Origin of the sequence: Fodinicola acaciae (assembly GCF_010993745.1) — a bacterium.
Lineage (GTDB): Bacteria > Actinomycetota > Actinomycetes > Mycobacteriales > HKI-0501 > Fodinicola > Fodinicola acaciae.
Genome location: NZ_WOTN01000001.1, coordinates 208,428 through 227,819, shown reverse-complemented (window position 1 = coordinate 227,819; position 19,392 = coordinate 208,428). Strand labels below are relative to the sequence as shown.

19 protein-coding genes are annotated in these 19,392 nt (G+C 70.9%); 4 read left to right on the top strand and 15 right to left on the bottom strand.

Annotated elements, in window-relative coordinates; translation table 11 throughout:
* The first annotated feature begins 130 nt into the window (after window positions 1-130).
* Window positions 131-2,896, top strand: coding sequence for an AfsR/SARP family transcriptional regulator (locus GNX95_RS01085; protein WP_163505038.1), 2,766 nt, complete (start codon window positions 131-133; stop codon window positions 2,894-2,896).
* Window positions 2,897-2,901: 5 nt separating this feature from the next.
* Complete coding sequence (locus GNX95_RS01080; RefSeq protein ID WP_163505037.1) at window positions 2,902-4,353, top strand: aromatic amino acid ammonia-lyase; 1,452 nt, start codon at window positions 2,902-2,904, stop codon at window positions 4,351-4,353.
* A 9-nt stretch (window positions 4,354-4,362) separates the two neighbouring features.
* Here the strand turns inward: GNX95_RS01080 and GNX95_RS01075 are convergent, their stop codons facing one another.
* The 3 genes from GNX95_RS01075 to GNX95_RS01065 all read right to left on the bottom strand — a co-directional run bounded on the left by GNX95_RS01075 (window position 4,363) and on the right by GNX95_RS01065 (window position 7,455).
* Window positions 4,363-5,340: an NADPH:quinone oxidoreductase family protein gene (locus GNX95_RS01075; protein WP_163505034.1), complete on the bottom strand. Its 978-nt coding sequence runs from the start codon at window positions 5,338-5,340 to the stop codon at window positions 4,363-4,365.
* A 74-nt stretch (window positions 5,341-5,414) separates the two neighbouring features.
* Entirely contained in the window at window positions 5,415-6,611 is a 1,197-nt protein-coding gene (gene metK / locus GNX95_RS01070) for a methionine adenosyltransferase (protein ID WP_163505032.1), read from the bottom strand.
* A 163-nt stretch (window positions 6,612-6,774) separates the two neighbouring features.
* The gene (locus GNX95_RS01065) at window positions 6,775-7,455 is read right to left on the bottom strand and encodes a GntR family transcriptional regulator (protein WP_163505030.1); all 681 of its coding nucleotides are present in this window, start codon (window positions 7,453-7,455) and stop codon (window positions 6,775-6,777) included.
* A gap of 112 nt (window positions 7,456-7,567) precedes the next feature.
* Here GNX95_RS01065 and GNX95_RS01060 point away from each other — a divergent pair, with 112 nt between their 5' ends.
* Together GNX95_RS01060 and GNX95_RS01055 are read left to right on the top strand one after the other, a co-directional pair.
* Window positions 7,568-8,827, top strand: a complete 1,260-nt coding sequence (locus GNX95_RS01060) for an MFS transporter (protein WP_163505028.1) — start codon at window positions 7,568-7,570, stop codon at window positions 8,825-8,827.
* A 9-nt stretch (window positions 8,828-8,836) separates the two neighbouring features.
* Window positions 8,837-9,532, top strand: coding sequence for a LamB/YcsF family protein (locus tag GNX95_RS01055; protein WP_163505026.1), 696 nt, complete (start codon window positions 8,837-8,839; stop codon window positions 9,530-9,532).
* On the opposite strand, the gene coaBC is transcribed toward GNX95_RS01055, so the two are convergent.
* The 12 genes from coaBC to GNX95_RS00995 all read right to left on the bottom strand — a co-directional run bounded on the left by coaBC (window position 9,529) and on the right by GNX95_RS00995 (window position 19,313).
* A complete protein-coding gene (gene coaBC / locus GNX95_RS01050) occupies window positions 9,529-10,758 on the bottom strand; it encodes a bifunctional phosphopantothenoylcysteine decarboxylase/phosphopantothenate--cysteine ligase CoaBC (protein ID WP_163505023.1) in 1,230 nt (409 codons plus the stop codon). The genes GNX95_RS01055 and coaBC overlap by 4 nt on opposite strands.
* A 26-nt stretch (window positions 10,759-10,784) precedes the next feature.
* The gene (rpoZ, locus tag GNX95_RS01045; protein ID WP_163505021.1) at window positions 10,785-11,048 is read right to left on the bottom strand and encodes a DNA-directed RNA polymerase subunit omega; all 264 of its coding nucleotides are present in this window, start codon (window positions 11,046-11,048) and stop codon (window positions 10,785-10,787) included.
* A gap of 16 nt (window positions 11,049-11,064) precedes the next feature.
* Window positions 11,065-11,658, bottom strand: coding sequence for a guanylate kinase (gene gmk / locus GNX95_RS01040; protein ID WP_163505019.1), 594 nt, complete (start codon window positions 11,656-11,658; stop codon window positions 11,065-11,067).
* A gap of 9 nt (window positions 11,659-11,667) precedes the next feature.
* A complete protein-coding gene (mihF, locus tag GNX95_RS01035) occupies window positions 11,668-11,991 on the bottom strand; it encodes an integration host factor, actinobacterial type (protein ID WP_163505017.1) in 324 nt (107 codons plus the stop codon).
* 145 nt (window positions 11,992-12,136) lie between these two features.
* Window positions 12,137-12,976 carry an orotidine-5'-phosphate decarboxylase gene (pyrF, locus tag GNX95_RS01030; RefSeq protein WP_163505015.1) on the bottom strand — a complete coding sequence of 280 codons (840 nt, stop codon included), beginning with the start codon at window positions 12,974-12,976 and terminating at the stop codon, window positions 12,137-12,139.
* Window positions 12,977-13,047: 71 nt separating this feature from the next.
* The gene (locus GNX95_RS01025; protein WP_163505013.1) at window positions 13,048-13,647 is read right to left on the bottom strand and encodes a CYTH domain-containing protein; all 600 of its coding nucleotides are present in this window, start codon (window positions 13,645-13,647) and stop codon (window positions 13,048-13,050) included.
* Window positions 13,644-14,993 carry a dihydrolipoyl dehydrogenase family protein gene (locus tag GNX95_RS01020; protein ID WP_163505011.1) on the bottom strand — a complete coding sequence of 450 codons (1,350 nt, stop codon included), beginning with the start codon at window positions 14,991-14,993 and terminating at the stop codon, window positions 13,644-13,646. Before GNX95_RS01020 ends, GNX95_RS01025 begins: the two co-directional genes overlap by 4 nt.
* A 312-nt stretch (window positions 14,994-15,305) precedes the next feature.
* Complete coding sequence (locus GNX95_RS01015; protein WP_163505009.1) at window positions 15,306-15,776, bottom strand: hypothetical protein; 471 nt, start codon at window positions 15,774-15,776, stop codon at window positions 15,306-15,308.
* Complete coding sequence (locus GNX95_RS01010; protein ID WP_163505007.1) at window positions 15,773-17,035, bottom strand: DUF58 domain-containing protein; 1,263 nt, start codon at window positions 17,033-17,035, stop codon at window positions 15,773-15,775. Before GNX95_RS01010 ends, GNX95_RS01015 begins: the two co-directional genes overlap by 4 nt.
* Window positions 17,032-17,997 carry an AAA family ATPase gene (locus tag GNX95_RS01005; protein WP_163505005.1) on the bottom strand — a complete coding sequence of 322 codons (966 nt, stop codon included), beginning with the start codon at window positions 17,995-17,997 and terminating at the stop codon, window positions 17,032-17,034. The genes GNX95_RS01010 and GNX95_RS01005 overlap by 4 nt, the downstream gene beginning before the upstream one ends.
* Window positions 17,998-18,477 (bottom strand): hypothetical protein, encoded by a 480-nt coding sequence (locus GNX95_RS01000; protein WP_163505003.1) that lies wholly within the window; start codon window positions 18,475-18,477, stop codon window positions 17,998-18,000.
* Window positions 18,474-19,313 (bottom strand): DUF4129 domain-containing protein, encoded by an 840-nt coding sequence (locus GNX95_RS00995; protein WP_163505001.1) that lies wholly within the window; start codon window positions 19,311-19,313, stop codon window positions 18,474-18,476. The genes GNX95_RS01000 and GNX95_RS00995 overlap by 4 nt, the downstream gene beginning before the upstream one ends.
* Between the last annotated feature and the right edge of the window lie 79 nt (window positions 19,314-19,392).

Genomic DNA, 19,392 nt, shown 5'->3' with positions numbered 1-19,392 from the left:
CCTGCGACAACGTCCTGGTCGTACGGCAAAGTGGTCTCTACGATTTCGGGTCGAAGCTTAAAACAGGTTTAAGGGACGACCTACACTTGCGGTCCAGCGGATCGAGAGGCAGGCCTTGATCAGCGAGACCATGGCGTTCAACGTCCTGGGGCCGTTCGAAGCGATCGTCGACGCGAGCCCCACGGACGTGCGGGGACGGCAGCGAGCTGTGCTCGCCGCCCTCGTGCTGTCCGCCAACCGTACGGTGTCCTACCAGGCGCTCACCGACTACGCGTGGCCGGAGCCGCCGTCCACCCGTAACAGCTTGCAAACCGTCGTCGCCAGGCTGCGCCGCCAGCTGGGCAACGAGCGGATCGTCACGGTCGGCCCCGGCTATCTGTTGCGGATCGACCCCGCGGCGGTCGACGCGCTGCGGTTTCGCGAGTTGGTGCACGCCGCGCGCACGGCCGGCGACCCGGACGTCGAGCTCGACCTGCTGCGCCAGGCGCTCGCGTTGTGGCGCGGCGACCCGCTGGCCGACGTGCCGTCCGAGCGGCTGCGGCACGAGGCGGGGCGCGAGCTGACCGAGGAGCTGCTGTCGGCGCTGGAGCGGCGGCTGGACATCGATCTGGAGGCCGGCCGTCACCGCGAGGTGCTTGGTGAGCTGCGCAGTCTCACCGCCGCACATCCGCTGCGTGAGGCGTTGTGGCAGCGGCTGATGCTGGCGCTGCACCGCTGTGGCCGGCGCGCCGACGCGCTGGAGGCCTACCGTACGGCCGCCGCCGCGATCCGCGACCAGCTCGGCCTCGACCCCGGCCGCCACCTCGGCGACCTGCACCAGGCGATCCTGGAGGACCGCAGCTCGCTGCTCGCCCCGCCGGCCGCGACGATCGTACGTCCGCCGCGGCAGCTTCCGCCGGACGTCACCGGATTCACCGGCCGAGAGGACCAGCTCGCCCGCCTCGACGCACTGATCGGTCCCTCCTCCGCGGTGGTGATCGCGGCCATTGACGGCGCCGCCGGCAGCGGCAAGACCGCGCTGGCGGTGCACTGGGCCCACCGGGTCAGTGACCTGTTCCCAGACGGCCAGCTCTATGTCAACCTGCGCGGTTTCGGTCCCGGTACGCCGGTCGAACCGGCCGACGCGCTGGAGACCGCGCTCCGGTCGCTGAACGTGCCGGTCGACAACATCCCCGCCGACATCGACGCGCGCGCCGCCGTCTTCCGCAGCGAGCTGGCCGGCCGGCGGATGCTGATCGTGCTGGACAACGCGCGCGACAGCGACCAGGTGCGGCCGCTGTTGCCTGGCACCGACGCCGTCGTGCTGGTCACCAGCCGCCGCCAGCTGCGCGGCCTGACCGTACGCGAGGGTGCGCGGCGGATCACCGTCGGACAGCTGACCAGCGCCGACGCGACCAACCTGCTGGCCGGTGTGATCGGCGGCGAGCGGGTCGCGCGCGAGCCAGCCGCGGCCGCCGGCATCGTCGAGCTGTGCGACCGGCTGCCGCTGACCGTACGGCTGGCCGCCGAGCCGGCCGCGCGCCATCCCGGCCGGCTGCTCGGCGACCTGCTCACCGAGCTGCACCACCAGCGCCGCCGGCTGGACACCTTCTCGCTCGACGACACGCCGTCCGACCTGCGCGCGGTGTTCTCGTGGTCATACCAGGCACTTGCCGCGCCGGCCGCGACACTGTTCGGCCTGCTCGGCCTGCATCCCGGCAACGACGTGAGCACCGGCGCGGCCGCCGCGCTCGGTGGCGTCGACGACCGCCAGGCCGCCGCGTTGCTCGACGAGCTGGTGTCGACCAGCATGCTGGAGCGCCGCTCGACCGACCGGTACGAGCTGCACGACCTGCTCCGCGAGTACGCGGCGGAGGTCGCCGAGACCGAGCTGACCGCCACCGGCCGCGACGCCGCGATCGGAAGGCTGCTGGACTGGTATGTCCACTCCGCCGCCAATGCGCGCGAGAAGCTCACCGACTATCCACACGGCCTGCGGCTGCCGACGCCGTACGAGTACGCGACGCCGGCTCGATTCGGTGGCTATCCGCAGGCGATCGCCTGGTGGGACGGCCAGCGCTCGACGATCGCCGCGCTGGTCGAGCTGGCCGTCAGCCGCGGCGACCACCGGCGCGCCGCGGTCCTCGGCGAGCTCGGCTGGGCTCATCGCTACATCCGCGGTCACTGGGACGAGATGCTGCGGATCGGTGAGCTGACGGTGGCCTCGGCGCGGGCGGCCGGCGACCAGTTCCTGGAGGCCAAGGCGCTCAACGGCCTCGCCACGCCGTACAGCCGGCTGCACCGCACCGAGGACGCCATCGACGCCTGCCGCCGCGCACTCACGCTGTTCGAGCACCTGGGCGCGCCGGTCGAGCAGCTGATGGCGCTGATCAACATCGGCTCCAGCTACAACCTGTCCAGCCGCTACGGCGAGGCTCGCGACACCATGCGGCAGGCGTTGGCGCTCTGCGAGACGACAGGCGTACGACTGTCGAAGGCGATGGTGCTCAACAACCTGGCTGTCGCTTTGAACGGACTCGGTCACTACGCCGACGCACTCGACAACGCGCGCAAGGCGGCGGCGATCTTCCGCGACCTCAACGACCCGGCCCGGCTGGCGTACACGCTGGAGACCGAGGCTGACGCCAGCGCCGGGCTCGGCGACCGGACGACCGCCATCGCCAGCTACCGCGACGCTCTCGACCAGGCCGAACACGCCGGCGTGACGACGCTGGCGGTGGCCGTACGAGGCAGCCTCGGCCGCCAGCTGCTGGCCGCCGGCCACCGCGAGTGCGCTCGTGACGTGTGGACCGAGGCGTTGCGCACCTGCGAGGAACGCGACGACCTGCCGGCGGCGCAGCGACTGCGCGGCTGGCTGGCCGACCTGGCCACGCCGAGCACATCGCGCGCGAGCTGACCGCGATGACCGATCCTCCTGTCGTACGTGTCGACGGCCGCGCCCTGACCTGCGCTGACGTCGCGTCGGTGGCCAGCGGCGCGGCGCGCGCCGAGCTCGACGACTCCGCCGTCAGCCGCGCCGAGCAGTCCTGGCAGCTGGCCGGCGACCTCGCCTCGCGGCGGCACGTCTACGGGCGTACGACCGGCGTCGGCGCCAACCGCGACGAACCGGTGCCGCCGGAGGCGGCCGGCGAGCACGGCCTGCGGTTGCTGCGCAGCCACGCCGGCGGTGGCGGCGACCCGCTGCCGCCGGAGCACGTACGGGCGATGCTGGTGATCCGGCTCAACCAGCTCGCCACCGGCCGCTCCGGCGCGCATCCCCGGCTGCTCACCGCGCTGGCACACGCGCTGGCCGACGGCGCGTTGCCGCTGGTGCACCGGTTTGGCGGCATCGGCACCGGCGACCTGACCGCGCTCGCCGAGACGGGCCTGGCGCTGGCCGGCGAGCGGCCGTGGCAGGCCGGCGAGCTGCCGCCGATCCGGATCGACAGCAGCGACGCGCTGGCGTTCATGAGCAGCAACGCGGCCACTCTCGCCGAGGCGGCGCTGGTGTGCGTCGAGCTGAACCGGCTGCTGCGCGCGAGCCATGGTGTGGCGGCGCTGTCGTACGTGGCGCTGGACGGCTCTCCGGAGGCGTACGCGACGCCGGTGCACGAGGCGCGGCCGCATCCCGGCCAGGTGGAATGCGCCGCCGAGATCCGCCGGCTGCTCGGCATGCACGGCGTGGCCAAGCCCGGCAGCCGGCTGCAGGACCCGTATGGCCTGCGCGCGTTTCCGCAGGTGCAGGGGCCGGCGCTGGACACACGGCGCTATCTGGAGCAGGTGCTGGAGATCGAGATCAACGCCAGCGCGGAAAACCCGATGGTGTCGGTCGAGGTCGGCAACGTCTTCCACCACGCGCACTTCCACACCGCGTACGTGGCGCTCGCGCTCGACCAGGTGCGCGCCGCGCTGCACTCGGTCGCCGAGCTGTCCGCGGCGCGGCTCGGTGACCTGGTCGAGCCGTCGTTCACCGGCCTCCCGCCGTTCCTGGCCTCCGGTCCGGCCGGCAGCTCCGGCGTGATGATCCTGGAATATCTGGCGCACGACACACTGGCGCAGCTGCGGCAGGCGGCGCTGCCGGTGACGCTGGGGACGGCCGTCGTTTCGCGCGGCATGGAGGACCACGCGTCGTTCTCCACCCAGGCCGCGCGACAGACGACCGCCGCGGCCGCCGCATACCGGCAGGTGCTCGCCTGCGAGCTGGTGGCGGCCGTACGCGCGCTGCGGATGCGCCGTGCGGAGCTGCTCGACATCCCGGCGCGCGGCGTGTTGGAGCTGGCCAGCGAGCAGTTGTCCGACGACCTGGCGGACCGGTCGCTGACCGAGGACGTACGCCGGGCCGCCGCACTGCTGCCGCGGCTCGCCGACCTGTGAGCCGCGGGCCTATCCGCGTACCACGGCGAGGCGGCCGACGGTCTTGCCGTCGGCGAGCCGCTGCACGGCCTCCGGCACCCGGTCGACACGTACGCGCTCGGTGATCAGCGGCTTGATCGCGCCGGCGTCGGCCAGCTTGGTCAGCTCGGCGTGGCACTCGGCCACCAGCTGCGGCGCGCGGTGGTTGTAGAGGCCCCAGTGCAGGCCGACGATCGAGTAGTTCTTGATCAGCGCGTGGTTGATGCCGACCTGCGGGATCGTGCCGCTGGCGAAGCCGATCACCAGGATGCGGCCTTCGAACGCGATGACCTTGGTCGACTGCTGGTAGGCCTCGCCGCCGACCGGGTCGTACACGACATCGACGCCGCGTCCCTCGGTCGCCTCCTTGACCGTGGCGATGACGTCCTGCGTATGCCGGTCGATCACCAGGTCAGCGCCGAGCTGTTTGGCAAACTCGGCCTTCGCGGCACCACCGACAACGCCGATCACGCGCGCACCGGCGGCCTTGCCGAGTTGTACGGCGGCGCTGCCGACGCCACCGGCGGCCGCATGCACCAGCAGCGTCTCCCCCGGTCGCAACGCCGCGCGCCGGTGCAGTGCGAACCATCCGGTCTGGTAGCCGATGAACAGCGCCGAGGCCTCGTCGTCGGTCAGCGAGTCGGGCGCCGGAAAGACGACGCCGGCGTCGGTCAGCGCGAGATCGGCGAAGGCTCCCTGCGCGGCGCCGAGCACGCGGTCGCCGACGGCCACGTTGGTCACGCCGTCGCCGACCGCGACCACCTCGCCACACAGCTCCTGGCCGATGGTGAACGGCAGCGGCGGCTTGACCTGGTAGAGGCCGCGGCACATCAGCACGTCAGGGAAGTTGATCGCGGCGGCCGACGGCCGCACCAGCACCTGGCCGGGTCCCGGCGCCGGATCGTCGAGCTCCGCCAGGGTGAGTACGTCCGCCGGCTCGCCGAGCTCCTTGACCTGCCACGCGCGCATACGTCCTCCTCGTCGGGTTACCGACACCATAAGACCCCGCCACCGAGGTGACGGGGTCTCAGGGCTGTGAGGTTCTACGCGGTGACTGCGGCCTTCAGCGCGTCGGCGCGGTCGGTCTTCTCCCAGCTGAACTCCTCCAGCTCACGGCCGAAGTGGCCGTACGCGGCGGTCTTCTGGTAGATCGGCCGGAGCAGGTCCAGGTCGCGGATGATCGCGGCCGGCCGCAGGTCGAAGACGTTGGTGATGGCGTCGGAGATCTTCTCCGGCGCGACCGTCTCGGTGCCGAAGGTCTCCACGAACAGGCCGACCGGCTGCGCCTTGCCGATCGCGTATGCGACCTGCACCTCGCACCGGCTGGCCAGACCCGCGGCCACGACGTTCTTGGCGACCCAGCGCATCGCGTAGCAGGCGGAGCGGTCGACCTTGGACGGGTCCTTGCCGCTGAACGCGCCGCCGCCGTGCCGGGCGAAGCCACCGTAGGTGTCGACGATGATCTTGCGGCCGGTCAGGCCGGCGTCGCCCATCGGTCCGCCGATCTCGAAGCGGCCGGTCGGGTTGACCAGCAGCCGGTAGTTGCTGGTGTCGATGCCCAGCTCCTTGAGCTCCGGCGCGACCACGTGCTCGGCGATGTCGGGCTGCAGCAGCTCGTCCAGCGAGATGTCCGCGGCGTGCTGGCTGGAGACGACGACGGTGTCCAGCCGGACCGCCTTGGTGCCGTCGTACTCGATGGTGACCTGCGTCTTGCCGTCGGGCCGCAGGTAGGGGATCACGCCGTCCTTGCGGACCTGCGTGAGCCGCCGGGCCAGCCGGTGCGCGAGCGCGATCGGCAGCGGCATCAGCTCGGGCGTGTCGTCGTTGGCGTAGCCGAACATCAGGCCCTGGTCGCCGGCACCCTGCCGGTCCAGCGCGTCCTCGACGCTCTCGCCGGTGCGGGCCTCGTGCGCCTGGTCGACACCCTGCGCGATGTCCGGGGACTGCGAGCCGATCGAGACGCTCACGCCACAGGACGCGCCGTCGAACCCCTTGCGCGAGGAGTCGTAACCGATCTCCAGGATCGTCTCGCGGACGATCTTCGGGATGTCGGCGTACGCCTCGGTCGTGACCTCACCGGCCACGTGCACGAGACCGGTGGTCAGCAAGGTCTCCACGGCGACCCGGCTGCGCTTGTCCTGCGTCAGCAGCGCGTCGAGGATGCCATCGCTGATCTGGTCGGCGATCTTGTCGGGGTGGCCCTCGGTGACGGACTCCGAGGTGAACAGGCGTCGGGACACAACTCTCCCAGGGGTGGGTATCTTTGGGCTAGCCGCTGAGTCTACTGTTCCATCGTCGCAGGCAGGACACCCGGTGCGCCGTGACGGACGCCACCAGAGGTTTCCTGGTGTTTGTCGGCATCCGGACACCAACCGGCAACGCGACCAGACTACGGGCCGGCGCTCAAGCCGGTGGCGCGTAGGCGTCCATCAACTGCTTCTCCGCGTCGTCGAGATACGTGGCGAGCACCCTCTCCGCCTCCTCGGTCCGGCCGGCCGTCAACAACGCGAGCAGGTCGCGGTTGCGGTCGAGATACGGCTCGTGGAAGCGCCGCGGATCGACCATCACGTGGAAGACCATCCGCAGCTCGGCGAACACCCCCTGCATGACGCCGTCGACCCGGGGACTGCGGTTGAGCGCGGCGATCGCCTGGTGGTAGTGGATGTTGGCGGTGCCGAGGTCGCGCCACCGCTGGTCGGCCGCGGCGCGCTCGCCTTCCTCAACCGCGGCGGAAAGCGCCCGCAGGTCGGCCGCGGTGCCAGCGAACGCGCGTACGGCGGCGCACTCGATGATCTTGCGGATGCGATAGAGGTCCACGACGTCGTCGACGCTCAGCACGCGTACGAAGACACCGCGGTTGAGTTCGTGCTGCAGCAGGCCTTCGTGGGTGAGCAGCCGGAACGCCTCGCGCAAGGTGTTGCGCGAGACGCCGAGCGCGTCACCGATCTCCTTCTCGGAGAGCCGGTCGCCAGGCCGGAAGTAACCCTCGGAGATGCGCGTACGCAGGATGCCGGCCACCCGCTCGGCAGTGCTCGTACGACCCAGCAGCTCGCGGTCGGCGGCCAGCCCCAGCGCTTCGCTCACGGCGGCAGCTTATCGCTAACGGCGGCTACGATCCAACCATCCTCTTGTAGGATCGTTGAACGATCTGTAGAGTGAGCGGACCGCGAAGCCCCTCTCTCCCCCGAGGTGTGCCATGGACATCGCCACCGCTCAGCAAGAGGACACTCGCTCATTCGCATGGCTTCGAACGCTCGGCCCACGCGGCCGGCGCGCGTTCGTCGCCGCGTTCGGCGGCTATGGCCTGGACGCGTACGACTTCCAGGTCCTGCCGTTGAGCATCACCGCCATCGCAGCCGCGTTCCACATCTCCACCGGTGAGGCCGGCCTGCTCACCGCGGTCACACTCGTGGTCTCCGCGGTCGGCGGCGCGATCGCCGGCGTGCTGGCCGACCGGATCGGCCGCGTACGCACGCTGCAGCTGACCATCGCCGTCTACGCCGTCTTCACCGTGCTCTGTGGCTTCGCGCCAAACTTCGAGACGCTGCTGGTGTTCCGCGCGCTGCAGGGCCTCGGCTTCGGCGGTGAGTGGGCGGCCGGCGCGATCCTGGTCGCCGAATACGCGCAAGCGCGGTATCGCGGCCGCGCGGTCGCCTTCGTGCAGAGCGCCTGGGCCGTCGGCTGGGGTCTTGCCGTCGCCGCATACACGATCGTGTTCTCGCTGTTCAACGACCCGATCGCATGGCGCGTGCTGTTCTGGACCGGCGTCCTGCCGGCACTGCTCATCCTGTGGATCCGCCGCAACCTCAAGGAGGACGAACAGATCACCGAGCGCCGCCGGCAGTCGGCCGAACGCGGCTCGTTCGTCGCGATCTTCCGCCGGCCGCTGCTGCGTACGACGTTGTTCGCCTGCCTGCTGACGACCGGCGTGCAAGGCGGCTACTACACGCTGGCGACCTGGCTGCCGGCATACCTGAAGACCGACCGCGGCCTGTCGGTGGTCAACACCGGTGGCTATCTGGCCTTCCTGATCGCCGGCGCGTTCCTCGGCTACGTGAGCGCCGGCTACCTGACCGACCTGCTCGGCCGGAAGAAGACGATCGTGCTGTTCGCGGCGGTGTCCGCCGCCCTGGTCGTGGCGTACACGCAGATCCCGGTCGGCGCGAACACGCTGGTCATGGTGCTGGGCTTTCCGCTCGGCTTCGGGATGTCGGCGATCTTCAGCGGCTTCGGCTCGTTCCTGGCCGAGCTCTATCCGACCGCGCTGCGCGGCACCGGCCAGGGCCTGACGTACAACGCCGGCCGCGGCATCGGCGCGATCTTCCCCACCGCAGTCGGCTTTTTCGCCAGCAGTTGGGGTGTCGGTGGCGCGTTGATCTTCGGCGCTCTCGGCTATGCGATCGCGGTCGTCGCGTTGCTCGGCCTGCCGGAAACCCGCGGACGTGAGCTGGAATGACGGACCGCCATGGACGTGACCATCGACCTCAACTGTGACCTCCCCAGCGACGAACCAGACATGTCGCTGCTCGGAGTCGTGACCAGCGTCAGCGTGCCGTGCTGCTGGCAGTCAGGTGAGCCGGGCGTGCTGCGGCGGATCTGTGCCGCAGCGGCGGCGAGCGGTGTCGCGCTTGGCGCGCAGATCAGCTGCGGGCGTCGCGACGAGGTGCTCTATCGGCTCGGCGGCCTGGACGCGCTGGCGCGGGCCGCTGGCACCCGAATCCGGTACGTGCGACCGGGTGGGCCGCTGCGTGCCGCCTCGTGGACCGACGCGGCGGCGGCGTACGCGCTGGTCGAAGCGGTTCGGCTGTTCGATCCGGACGACCTGACCGTGCTGTGCGCGGCCGGATCGCAGCTGTGGCTGTGGTCGAGCCAGGCCGGCCTTCCGACCGCGACCGAGGCCTACGCGGATCGCGCGTACGCCTCCAACGGTCAGCTGCTGCCGGAGGACGAGCCAGGAGCGGTGCTGCGCGACGCGCGTACGATCGCGGCACGCGCGGTCGCGATCGCCACCGCCGGTCGCGTGCCGGACCACGAAGGCCGGCCGCTGCCGATGCCGGCGCGCTCGATCCACCTGCCGGCCGGAGACCTGCCGGCACGCGTACGCGACGAGCTGGCCGGTGCAGGCGTACGGATCGCCGACTTCACCGCCGACGGCGACTAGTCGCGCTTGATGCGCTCGAGCACCAGGTCCCAGAGCACGTTCGCCAAGCGTTCCTTGGAGCCGCGTGGCACGTCGGTCGACGAGCCGTCGGCGCCGAGCACGATCGCGGCGTTTTCGGTGCCTTCGAAGGCGCCGCCTTCGCCGACGTAGTTGACCGCCAGCAGATCGCAGCCTTTGCGCGCGAGCTTCGCTCGGCCCAACTCCAACACCGTACGGCTGGCGTCACCGGTCTCGGCGGCGAAACCGACCACCACCTGGCCAGGCTTGCCGCGCTCTGCGGACAGCTGCTTGAGGATGTCCGGGTTTTGCTCGAGCGCGATCGTCGGCGCCGAACCGTCGTCGGCCTTCTTGATCTTGTATGAGCTGCTGCTGGCCGGCCGGAAGTCGGCCGGCGCGGCGGCCATCACGATCGCGTCGGCGTCGCGGCTCTCGGCGATCATCGCGTCGCGCAGCTCCGCCGTGGTGCCGACGCGCAGGACCGTCATGCCGGTCGGATCCGGCAGCTGCGAGTTGGCGGCGACGAGCGTGACCGTGGCGCCGCGAGCGGCGGCCGTACGCGCCAGCGCGTAACCCTGCCGGCCGGACGACCGGTTGCCGAGGAACCGGACCGGATCGAGCGGTTCACGCGTGCCGCCGGCGGAGACGACGACGCGCAGGCCGGTGAGGTCGGCGGCGGCCGAGCCGCGCGCCAACGTGGCAAACGCGATCGCCGCGATGTCGTCCGGGTCGGGCAGCCGGCCGGGCCCGGTGTCGGCGCCGGTCAACCGTCCAACCGCCGGCTCGATGACCAGCGCGCCGCGGGAGCGCAGCGTGGCGACGTTGTCGACGGTCGCCGGATGCAACCACATCTCGGTGTGCATCGCCGGCGCGTACACGACCGGACAGGTGGCCGTCAGCAGCGTGGAGGTGAGCAGGTCGTCGGCCTGGCCATGCGCGGCTTTCGCGAGCAGGTCGGCGGTGGCCGGCGCGACGACGACCAGATCGGCGTGCCGGCCGAGACGTACGTGCGGGACCTCGTGCACGTCCGACCACACGTCGGTGTGCACCGGCTGGCCGGACAGCGCGGCCCAGGTCGGCTCGCCGACGAACTTGAGCGCGCTCGCCGTCGGCACGACGCGTACGTCCAGACCTGACTCGGTGAACCTGCGCAGCAGCTCGGCGGCCTTGTATGCGGCGATGCCGCCGCCGACGCCAAGAATGACGCGACGCGCCGGAGAATCGCTCACCGGCGCGTCGTGGCGTGCATGATCGGTCAGGACTCGACGGACTCGTGCGTCAGCAGGTTGGCGTTGATCTCGCGCAGCGAGATCGACAGCGGCTTCTCCTGCGGGCTGGTCTCGACCAGCGGTCCGACATACTCCAGCAGGCCCTCGCCGAGCTGCGAGTAGTACGCGTTGATCTGGCGCGCGCGCTTGGCGGCATAGATGACCAGCGCGTACTTGGAGCTGGTCTTCTCCAGGAGCTCGTCGATGGGTGGGTTGGTGATGCCTTCAGGGGCGGCGACGGTGCCGGACACTCGAGATCGACCTCAGTCAGCGGTGAGCAGTTGTAGGTGACTCGAGTAATCCTACCAACCGCTCGCACGCGTTTTGCACGGTGTCGTTAACTATCACGACATCGAACTCATCCACGGCGGCCAACTCGACTTCAGCGAGCTCCAACCGGCGCCGTACGGTCTCCTCGTCCTCGGTGCCCCGGCCGGACAGCCGCTCGAACAGGTGCTCGCGCGATGGTGGCGCGAGGAAGACCAGCAGGGCGTCCGGTTTGGCGGCGCGGACCTGCCGGGCCCCGGACAGGTCGATCTCCAGCAGCGCGTGCTGGCCGGCCGCGAGCCGCCGCTCCACCGGGGCCCGCGGCGTGCCGTAGAGGTTGCCGGCATAGTCAGCCCATTCGAGCAGCATGCCGTCCTCCACCATGGCCATGAACTGGTCACGGGTGACGAAGTAGTAGTGCACGCCGTCGCGTTCACCCGGCCGCGGATGCCGGGTCGTCGCCGACACCGACAGCCAGACGTCCGGGTGCTCGCGCCGGAGCGTCGCGACCACGGTGCTCTTGCCCACCCCGGACGGACCGGAGAGAACCGTGAGCCGGCCCGGCTTGTCGGTCGGCAGCTGATCCGTGGTCACGAGTGAAACTTACTGTCCCGGAGAACCGAACTCGTCCAGCAGTGCACGGCGCTGGTTGTCGCCGAGTCCGCGCAGCCGCCGGCTGTTGGCGATCTTGAAACGTTCCATGATCTGCACAGCCCTGATCTTGCCGATACCTGGCAGCGCCTCGAGCACCGCCGCGACCTTCATCTTGCCGACCACCTCGTCGGTGTCGGCTGCCTTGAGCACATCAGCGAGCGTGGTCTGGCCGTGCTTGAGCTTGTCCTTCAGCTCGGCCCGTGCCTTGCGTGCCACGGCGGCCTTCTCCAGTGCAGCCGCGCGCTGTTCTGGGCTCAGTGACGGGAGCGCCACTCTTTCACCTCGGTCAATGTCGTCGATGGGCAGTTTGGGGATGGTGCTGGTCTGGCGATTCGCTGAACCTAGCGACCGCCCGCGGCCCGCGGCAACGCGGGGTCCGCTTCTCGGTGGTCAAAACCGGTACGCACAGTTACAGCTATCACCGGCGTGTCAACACCTCGACACACCGCTGCAGGGTCATTTCGGTCGCTTCGCGTAGTGCGGCCGGCGTCGGTCCGGCGGCCAGGATTTCCCGGCTGACCGCTGGTAACACCGCCGGCAGCGCGTCCCCGAAGACGGCCTTCAACCCCTCTGGCGTACCACCCTGAGCGCCGACCCCCGGCGCCAGGAACGGACCGTTGAGCCGGCTCAGATCGTGTCCGGTCTCGCCGACTGTGGCGCCGACCACAGCGCCGTACGATCCCATCGGGGTCGCACCGGCGTTGCGCTCGGCCAGCTCGTCGAGCACCGTCTGAGCGACCGTCCGGCCGTCTGTCGTCCGTGCGTGCTGGACCGGCACCGCCTCCGGGTTGGAGGTCAGGGCCAGCACGAACGTCCCCCTGCCGTACTCGCGAGCGGTGTCGAGCACCGGCGCCAGCGCGCCGACGCCCAGATACGGGCTGACCGTGATGGCGTCGGCGGCCAGCGGCGAGCCGTCGCGCAGATACGCGTCCGCGTATCCGGCGGCGGTCGACCCGATGTCGCCACGCTTCACGTCCAGTAACACCAGCGCACCGGCCTCCCCCGCCAGCCGGATGAGCCGTTCCAGCACCGCGATGCCGGCGCTGCCGTGCCTCTCGAAGAACGCCGACTGTGGTTTGACCACCGCCGCCAGGTCACCGACGGCCTCGATGACCGTGTCGCCGAAGGTCGCCAGGCCGACCGGATCATCTGGAAGGCCCCATTTCTCCAGCAGTGCGGCATGCGGATCGATGCCGACGCAGAGGGGCCCCCGCTTGTCCATCGCCTGGCGCAGTCGAGCGCCGAAAGGTTCGCTCACACCCCCACCGTATTCGATTCCGTCCGTGACCGGCGCATTTGCCGCGCCAGGTCACGGCGGGTCACGGCGGGTCACGGCAGATAAGGCCCCAGGAGGTGGCCGAGCTTGGAACCGATCGTGGCCGGACGCGCACCGGCGGCGAAGAGCCGCTCTTCCACCGCGTCGAACACCGCGCGGTCGCCGCCGCGCAGCTCGACCTCCAGCTCACGCCACTTTTGCGTGCTCTCGTGGCCGGTGAGCAGGATGTCGGCGGTGACCCGGTCGTCGCACAGCTCGGCGGAGGCGGCGCCGTCCAGGCCGACGAGCGTCGACACGGACCGTCGCGTCGCGATCCGAGCGGCCGGCGCCAGCCGGCCGTCGCCGATCTGCGCGCGTACGACGTCGACCAGCTCCGCCGGAAAGTCGTCACTTAACGAGGCGTGCAATTCTCGCCGCGCATCCACGCCGGCCGGCAGCTTCAGGTGCCAGCCCGCGTCCGAGCCGCCGGTACGCCGCCGGAAAGTGATCTTGGCGGCCAGCAGGCGCAGGTCTGGGGTGTCGTAGTAGGTGGCGTCCAGCAGGCGCTCCTCGGGGCCGTCGACGCGTGCTACGGCGGTGACCTCGGTCAGCGCCGGCAGGACGAAGGCGTCGTCGACCTCGTACGTGCGCTCGATCTCCAGCAGACCGCTCACGCGAGCTTCCCCAGCGCGTCCTCGATCGCGCGGTGAAACGTCGGATACGCGTATGGCATGTGGATGAGCCGATCGACCGGGACGCGCGCGTGCACGGCGACCGCGAGCGCGGACAACACCTCGCCACCTGACGGACCGGCCGCGGTGGCGCCGACGAGGACGCCGTCGCTCTCGATCAGCTTGATCAGGCCGTCGTTGCCGGCCTTGTGGATCCAGCCGCGCGCGGAGCTCGGCAGCTGGCTGAGGCCGACGCGTACGGTCCGGCCGGCGTCGCGAGCCTGTTGCTCGGTCATGCCGACGGCGCCGATTTCCGGGTCGGTGAAGGTCACCCGCGGCACCGAGTGGTACTCGGCCGGCGGACCGTCCTGGCCGAGAATCGCGCGAACGGCGATCGCGGCCTGGTACATCGACATGTGGGTGAAAGCGCCTTTGCCGGTGATGTCGCCGACCGCGTACAAGCCGTCGACAACGCGCATGTTGCCGTCGGTGTCGAGGAAACGCGCGCTGTCGTCGATGCCGAGCGCGGCCACGCCGAGCTCCTTGAGCGCGGTGCGCCGGCCGGCGGCGACGAGCAGTTTCTCGGCCGTCACGTGCTCGCCGCCGAGGTCCAGTGTGAAGCCGTTGTGGTACGAGACGCGGCTGACCTTGACACCGGTGTGGACTGTCAGGCCTTCGTTGCTGAGGACCTTGGTGATCAGCTCGCTGGACTCCGGCTCCTCCAGCGCCAGCAACCGGTCGGCGACCTCCACGACCGTCACCTGGACGCCGAAACGGGCGTACGCCTGCGCCAGCTCGAGACCGATCGCGCCGCCACCGAGGACGGCGAGCGAGGCCGGCAGCCGGTCGGCTTTGAGGATGTCGCGGTTGGTCCAGTACGGCGTGTCCTTGAGGCCGTCGATCGGCGGCACGGCCGGGTCGGTGCCGGTGTTGATCACGATCGCCTTCGTCGCCACGAACTCGCGGCCGTCGACCGCGACCGTGTGCGGACCGGTGATCTTCGCGCGCCCGCGCACGAAGGTGCCGCCGGTCGCGGTGAACCGGTCGACGGCGACCTTGTCGTCCCAGTCGTCGGTGGCCTCGTCGCGTATCCGCTTCGCGACCGGCCCGAAATCCGGCGTGGTCGTGGCCGTGCCGGCCAGCTCGCCGACCCGCCCAGCCTCGCCGAGCGCGTTCGCCGCGCGGATGATCATCTTGCTCGGCACGCAGCCGAAATACGGGCACTCGCCGCCGACCAGCCGCGACTCGACGCCGACCGTACGCAGGCCGGCGGTGGCGCACTGAGCCGCCACGTACTCACCGCCGGGCCCCATGCCGATGACAACGACGTCCACTTCTTCAGAAGGCATGCCGCCATGCTGCCCGATCCGGCCTCGCGGCGCTCGCGGCGCCGCTCACCGGCCCCGGATCGTAAGAACTGGGATCGTTGGGGTTGCTAAGCAGTGGCGGACGGTCGCCGAAACCGTCAGTCGCCGCTGGAAGTGTTGATTTCGGGGGGTCCCCAGGGGGCGCCGGGGGGGTGCGAGGTCCCCTAATCAAGCGTCTCACGCCGGGGCGACAGTTTCGCGGTGGAGCGAGGTGGCGGGGAGGCGAGGCGCGGGGTGGCGGCAGGGGTGTGTGAGGGCGCGGGGTGTGTGAGGGGCGCGGAATTGCGCGTGGCGCTACCGGTCTGGGTCGCCGGAGATGGCGGCCGGGGTACGGAGGGCCAGCATGGCGGTCAGGTAGACGGCCGCGGCGCCGACCGGGACGAGTACGGCCAGCCAACCCCAGCCGGTGTCGACGAAAGCACCGATGCCGGCGCCGGCGACCGCGATGGCGGAGCCGGCGAGCAGGTCCAGCCGAGCCGCCAGGGTGCCACGGCCACGGCGTACGTTTCCGGCCAGCACGAACAAAACGCCGAGCAGGCCGCACACAGCCGCCGCCAGCAAACTGACCACTCGCGAGTCTCCGAAGGCGATCGCGATCGCGGCGCAGACAACGGGCATCAGGCAGCCGGCCGACGGCCACCGGATGACGGCGACCGACGCGAGCGCCGCCAGAGCGCCGAAGACCAGCGAGCCTGGAGTGCCGCCGGCCATGCTCACGACGCCGAACGCGACACCGAGGCCGAGCTGAGCCAGGACGAGTTTCATCCGCTCACCCCGGAAAACGCGCCACTGCGCCGCACCAGCCGCCGCCGGCTCACCGGTGCGAGTACGGCGTCCAGCCGCAGGCCCGGTTCCCATGGCACCAGCGGAATGCCGAGGTCAGCCAGCAGCATCCGGATCCCGCGCCGCTCGATCCGCCACATCCGCAGCGCCAGCTCGGCCTGCCGTCGGTCGACACGCATCGCCGGCTCGCCGCGCAGCACGTCGACCACGACGACCGTCCGGCCGCGTGCTCGCAGGTCACGGAGGACGCCGATGGTACGCGGATCCACCAGCGGCGTCAGCACGATCACCACCGCGCGCTCCGGCAACGCCGTACGCGGGATCCGCTCCAGGTTCGGCTCGAGGTCAAACTCCTGCGTACGCGCGTCCAGCACGTGCTCGACGATCCGGTAGAACTGCCGCGCGCCGAGCTCGGCCGGCAGCCAGCTGATCAGGCCGCCGAGCACCACCACACCGGCCCGGTCGCCGTCGCGCAGCGCCGCCTGCGCGAGGTCGCTGGCGGCGTGTACGGCCAGGTCCAGGCTCGACGACCCGACCGGACCGACATCGCCGTACGCGTCGATCATCGCGACGACGTCGTTGGCCTTCTCCGGCAGCCGCTCGTTGACCAGCATCTGGCCGTGCCGCGCGCTGGCCTTCCAGTTCACCTGCCGCAACCGGTCGCCGGTCGCGTACGTGCGGATGCCGGCGAACTCCGACCCCTCCCCCAGGCCGGTGCTCACGTGCAGGCCGACCCGGTCCGGCAGGTCGGCCGGCACCGGCATCCTTCGCAGCTCGGTCGGCCGCGGAAAGACCCGCACCGCACCGAAATCCAGCTCGACCGAGGCGAGCAGCAGGCCGGCGTCAGCCGTGAAGACGAGCTCACAACTGAGTTCGTAGCCACCCCAGCGGCGTACGCGGATCCGGTGCTCCGTCTCGTCCCCGCCGTCCTCGGCGGCCATGCCAAACGGCAGGATCGGCCGTACGTCCATCTGTACGCCTGCGGGCAGCTGCGCATCGACGCGCACGACGAGCACGTCATCCTCGAAACAGCGGTCCTCCGACAGCGCCGCCGTCACGCGCAGCCGCTCCGGCGGCCGGCCGAAGCGACCGGCCGCGAGCAGTGCGCCGAGCGCTGCGGCCGCGAAGATCATCGCACCGGCTTTGGCCAGCAGCAAGCCGGAAATCAGCCCCATCAGCGCCATGACACCGAGCAGCCGCAGCGCCGCCGAGGTGTGCCAGCGCAGCTGGACCTCGGTCATGTCAGCGACTGCGTACGCGGTGCGGCGACGCGGTCGACCAGCTCGGCCAGCACGTCGGCGGTGCTGATCCGCCGGACCCACATCTCCGGCCGCAGGCTCAGCCGGTGCGACAGCGCCGGCGTGACCAGCGCCTTCACGTCGTCCGGCGTCACGAAGTCACGGCCGGCCATCAGCGCACGCGCGCGAGAGAGCTGGACCAGGTCGAGCGCGCCACGCGGACTGGCGCCGACCAGCACCTGCGCGTGCTCGCGGCTCGCGTTGACCAGCCGCACGACGTAGTCGAGCACGTCGTCGTGCACCGACACCGTCTCGACCGCGCCGCGCATCGCCAGCAGCTCGTCGCGGGTCAGTACCGGCCGTACGACCGCCTCCGGACGGCCGCGCTCCAGCCGGCGGCGCAGCATCGCGGTCTCGTGCTCCGGCGGCAGATAGCCGATGCTCAGCCGCATGCAGAAGCGGTCGAGCTGCGCCTCCGGCAGCGGATAGGTGCCTTCGTATTCGATCGGGTTGTCGGTCGCCAGCACGACGTACGGATCCGGCAGCTGGTGCGTACGACCGTCGACCGTCACCTGGTGCTCGGCCATCGCCTCCAGCAGCGCGGCCTGCGTCTTGGGCGGCGTCCGGTTGATCTCGTCGGCGAGCAGCAGGTTGGTGAACACCGGACCCGGATGGAAGACGAACTCCTCGCGCTTCTGGTCATAGACCGTCGCGCCGGTCACGTCGGCCGGCAGCAGGTCAGGGGTGAACTGGATCCGGGTGAAGGTCAGTCCGAAGGCCGCCGCGAAGGACCGCGCGATGAGCGTCTTCCCCAGTCCCGGCAGGTCCTCGACCAGGATGTGACCGCCGGCCAGTACGCCGGTCAGGATCAGCTCCAGCGCCGACCGCTTGCCGACGACCGCGGTCTCGATCTCGTCGAGCACGCGATCGATCCGTTCCGCGGTCTGCTCCAGTGCGAGCGCCATCTATGCCTCCAGTCGGGTCAGGATTCGAGCGAGCGCGGCGCGCTCCGGACCGGGCACGGCACGGTCCTCGCAGACGCCGCGGTCCGGGTCGAGCAGCGTCCACAGCTGGTCGCCGAGCAGCTCGCGAGCGAGGTCTGGCCGGCGTACGTGGTCGGTCTGGAACCGCTCGGAGAGCAGCACGTCGACCAGCCGCAGCAGGCTCGGCCGTACGGTCGTGTCCCAGTCGCGCTGCGAGCCACCGTTCCAGCCGGCGGCACTGACCAGCCGGCCGGCGCGCACCTGCCGGCTCAGCGGCGGTGACCGCGCGGGCTTCGCCGGCGGCGGGTCGCCGCCGAGCCGCAGCGCGACGGTGCCGACCACCACCGTCGCCACCGCCAGGCCAGCCATCCATGCGCCGACCTGGCCAAACACGGCCCAACCGACAGTCAGGACGACGACTGCGCAGACGGCGACCGCGACCGCGACGATCACGCGCTTCACGGCGTACGCTCGCGCAGGTCGTCGAGCAGGTCCGACAGCGCCGCGGCGGCAGCCGCGCGGTCGTCCTCCTCCATCGGATGGTCGCTGAACCGCGCCACCGCGAACAGGTTGAGCAGGACACCCGCCGGCTCCGGCCGGATCAGGCCGCGGCGCCACGCGCGTTCCAGCACCTCGACCGGTGTGTCCGAGGCACGCGGCGACACCTCGCCGCGACCGGTCAGCGCGTCCTCCATCGCCGCGAAACAGCGGATGATCGCGGCTCTGGGGCTGGTGTCGCCGGCGAGTACGGCGTCGCGGCCGAGCCGCGCGGCATCGGCCAGCGGCGGGACGGCCGGACTGACCGGCGCGACCGCTGTCGTACGCCGCCGCAGCCGGCTGAGCATGAACAGCACGGCTATCACCGCCAACGCGACCACAGCGACGACCAGCAGCACCACGGCAGCAGAGTCCGGCGCGAGCGCGACCGGCTCCGATGACCCGCCACGTACGCCTGGTGGCACCTTGGCCGACGGCTGGTTGTGCGGCTCTTGTAGCGGCCGGGTCCACCGGGCCAGTACCGCGACGACGATGACCAGGCACACCATCGCCATCAGGACCGCGGCATGCCGGCGCGTCTGGCGTCCGCCGAGTCGCGGGTTGATCAGCCAGATCAAGCCGGCGACCACCACGCCGACGGCGACAAGTTCCACGGCGCCGGCCACCATCAACCCGAGGCTGAGCACCGACGGCAACGGCCCCTCGGTCGTCAGCGTCTGGTGCGACAGCGCGTTCACACCGGCGGCCACGACGGCCAGCACGATCGCGGCGACCGCAACGCGCAACCAACCGTTGTTCATCGAGCCCCCGTTCGCGGCGTACGCATTTTCTACCGCCAACGAATGGCCGCGACCGCTCGGTTTACCCCTTCGTTACGGG